This window comes from Bacillus lumedeiriae, from assembly GCF_044891285.1.
Taxonomy (GTDB): domain Bacteria; phylum Bacillota; class Bacilli; order Bacillales; family Domibacillaceae; genus Pseudobacillus; species Pseudobacillus lumedeiriae.
Genome location: NZ_JAUIYO010000088.1, coordinates 1 through 263 on the forward strand (window position 1 = coordinate 1; position 263 = coordinate 263).

A 263-nucleotide genomic window follows, 5' to 3' on the forward strand; every position below is an offset into this window, starting at 1 on the left:
CAAGATGAGATTTCCCATAGCGCAAGCTAGTAAGATCCCTGAAAGATGATCAGGTAGATAGGTTCGAGGTGGAAGCGTGGCGACACGTGGAGCTGACGAATACTAATCGATCGAGGACTTAACCAATCACGCCGGGAATATGTGAACGGTGAAGGTGTACGCCTTACCTACTAGCAGAAGAGAACGATGTTCTCACACACGAATTAACGGCATTGTTTTTTGTTCAGTTTTGAAGGATGAATTCCTTCTATATATAAGTAACA

General features: G+C 43.7%; 1 rRNA gene. It reads left to right on the top strand.

What is annotated here, in order from left to right:
• Positions 1-126, top strand: a 23S ribosomal RNA gene (locus tag QYG89_RS17360); the annotation flags it as partial.
• Between the last annotated feature and the right edge of the window lie 137 nt (positions 127-263).